The organism is Nonomuraea sp. NPDC001684 (assembly GCF_053596515.1).
The window spans coordinates 1-2943 of sequence record NZ_JBSFGJ010000728.1 but is presented as its reverse complement, the minus strand read 5'-3'; the positions used below and the strand labels follow the sequence as shown (position 1 = coordinate 2943).

At 75.6% G+C, this 2943-nt stretch carries 2 protein-coding genes; both read right to left on the bottom strand.

Going from position 1 to position 2943, the window contains the following annotated elements:
* Nucleotides 1-208: 208 nt before the first annotated feature.
* On the bottom strand, nt 209-2446 hold the full coding sequence (gene secD / locus ACWCSD_RS50805; RefSeq protein WP_449926771.1) for a protein translocase subunit SecD: 2238 nt from the start codon (nt 2444-2446) through the stop codon (nt 209-211).
* 38 nt (nt 2447-2484) lie between these two features.
* A complete protein-coding gene (locus tag ACWCSD_RS50800) occupies nt 2485-2874 on the bottom strand; it encodes a hypothetical protein (RefSeq protein ID WP_449926768.1) in 390 nt (129 codons plus the stop codon).
* Between the last annotated feature and the right edge of the window lie 69 nt (nt 2875-2943).

Below are 2943 nucleotides of genomic sequence, written 5' to 3'. Positions count from 1 at the left end.
CGACACGACCCGGTGGCTCTCCGCCGCGATCGACGCCTTCCCCACCACCCTGCCCGGCCTGGTCTCCTCCCGGCTCCTGGACGACTGCGGCCACTGGATCCAGCAGGAACGCCCGGACGAGGTCAACGCCATCCTCCTGGACTGGCTCGCCCGGCTCTGACCCGCGACGCCGCGGGCCCGCCCGCGCGAGGCGGGCCCGCGGCGCCGGTCACAACACGGCTCCCGAGCCCTCGCGGGGCCGCCGGGCGGCCTTGGGCGCGGGCGGCTGGGGGGCCGGACGGCGGTCGTACCGGGCCAGGCCGATGGCCGCGGGGCCGGCCACGAACGACGACGTCAGCGTGCCCACGACGATGCCGGTGACCAGCGCGATCGCGAAGTCACGCAGCGAGTCGCCGCCGAAGACGGCCAGCGCGACCAGCACGAACAGCGCGCCGAGCCCGGTGTTGACGGTCCGCGGCACGGTCTGCAGGATCGCCGTGTTCACCGCCTCGGCCAGCGGCGCGGTGCGGCGGGCGGCCCACAGCTCGCGCACCCGGTCGAACACCACCACCTTGTCGTTGACCGAGTAGCCGACCACGGTCAGCATCGCGGCGAGGAACACGCCGTCCACCGGCTTGCCGAGCCAGGCGAACAGCCCGATCACCACGGCCAGGTCCACCAGCAGCGCCAGCACGGTCGCCGTGCCGAACGTCCAGCGGAAGCGCACCGCCAGGTAGAGCAGCTGCGCCGCCACGGCCACGCCGAGCGCGATGACGGCGTTGCGGCGCAGCTCCTCGCCCAGCGTGGGGCCGATGAACTCGTCGCGCACCTTGCTCACCTCGCCGCCCCGCCCCTCCAGCGCGGCCTGGACCTTGGCCGGGTCGAGCTGCCCCGCGCGCACGGTCACGCCGTCGGCGGCGGCCTGCACGACCGCGCCCGGATAGCCGGCCTCGCTCACGAGCCGCCGGGCCGTGTCGGCGTCGACCGGCCTGGACGTGCCGAACTCCACGAGCCGGCCGCCGGTGAACTCGACCCCGAAGTCCAGGCCGCGGGTGAACAGCCCGGCCAGCGCCGCGACGACCAGGCCGCCCGCGACCGCGAGCCACAGCTTCCTGGCCTTCATGAGCTGGGGGTTCCGGCGGGCCAGCCACGTCCGGACGGCGCCCGGTGAGGCCAGGCCCGACAGGCGCGGCCTGATCCGGCCGATGACGGCCTGGGTGAGCACGCGGGTGATCAGCATGGCCGACACCAGCGAGGCCAGCACGCCGATCGCCAGCGTCACGCCGAACCCCTTGACCGGCCCGGAGGCCAGGCCGAACAGCAGCGCGGCGGCGATGAGCGTGGTGACGTTGGAGTCGGCGATGGCGCTCCAGGCGTTCTTGAACCCCCGGTTCAGTGCCGGGGCGAGCCCGCGGGCCGGGGCCAGGCCGTACTCCTCCCTGGCGCGTTCGAAGACGAGCACGTTGGCGTCGACCGCCATGCCGATGGCCAGCACGAACCCGGCCAGGCCGGGCAGCGTGAACGTCGCGCCCATCGCGACCAGCGCGGCGTAGGAGATCAGGCCGTAGCAGGTGAGCGCGATGGCGGCGAGCAGGCCGGACAGGCGGTAGATCACGATGATGAACAGGGCGGTCAGCACCAGCCCGGCGATCGCGGCCTTGACGCTGGCCTCGATGGCGTCGGCGCCCAGCGTGGGGCCGACCGTCCGCTGCTCGACCAGGTCGAGCGGCACGGGCAGCGCGCCGCCCTTGATCAGCACGGCCAGGTCGCGGGCCTCCTCCTGGGTGAAGGATCCGGTGATCTCGGTGCTGCCGCCCGGGATGCCGGTGCCGCACGGCACGGACGGGTCGAGCTGCGGCGACGAGATGATCTTCTTGTCGAGCACGATGGCGACGCGCCGCTTCGGGTCGCCCGCCGGCTGGCAGGCGGCCTCGCCGGTCATCCGCTGCCAGGCGTCGGCGTCGCGGAAGTCGACCGTGACCGACCAGCCGGGCCCGCGCTGCGGGTCGCTGCGCTCGGTGGCGTCGCTGACGCCGTCGCCGCTGATCGCCGCCGGGCCGAGCGCGAGCGGGCTGCCGCTCTCGTCGGGCAGCGCGGTGGCGTCCCCGGCCTTGCCGGGGCCGGTGACCGGGTGGAAGGCGAGCTGGGCGGTGCGGCCGATGACCTCGGCCGCCTTGCTCGGGTCGAGCACGCCGGGCAGCTCGACGATGATCCGCTTCTCGCCGGAGCGGGCCAGGGTGGGATCGACGACCCCCAGCGCGTCCGCCCGGCGGCGGAGCACGTCGAGGGCGCGGTCGGTGGCCGAGGAGTCGGCCGTGACCGTCGGGGAGTCTCTGGCCTCGAAGACGAGCTGGGTACCGCCGCGCAGGTCGAGGCCGAGGCGTGGCGTGGCGGTGAGGGACAGGATGATCGAGGTCGCGATGACGGCGAACGCCGCCAGCGCGCGCCACATGGGCGCACGTGACATGAGGCCTCCACAGGCTCAGGTGTGCGGAAGAGGGATCTTCAGAGCACCGTGGAGGGAGGCGCGCGGGCCGCCGCCGCGCCCCCGGGCCGGTCGGCGGCGGCACGGACGGCGGGCCGCCGGACGACGGCCGACCAGACGTGCAGCGACCGGGCCGGGGCCGCGGCGGGCAGCGCCTGCCCGCCGGGCCCGGCCTGGTCGTGCCCCGCCTGCCTGACCTGCGCGAGCGGAGGCGGCGGCGGGGTCGAGCCGAGCTGGGCGACGGCGGGCGGGTCGGCCGCCGCCTGGATCGCCGTGACCTGCGTGACGGCCTGCGTGACGGCCGGGGCGGCGACCTGGGCGGCGACCTGGGCGGCGACCTCGGCATGGCCCGTCGCGGGGAGCAGCCACGACAGGACGAGAAGCAGCGCGGCGGGCAGTCTGCTGCGCACCTCGCCTCCTTCCCGTCGTGACCGTCGCCCCTACCGTAGCCCGCCGCCGGGCCGCTCAGGGCAGGGTGC

Bases quoted from the DNA above. Each gene is read 5' to 3' on its own strand.
- secD (WP_449926771.1), bottom strand. From the start codon at position 2,446: ATGTCACGTGCGCCCATGTGGCGCGCGCTGGCGGCGTTCGCCGTCATC.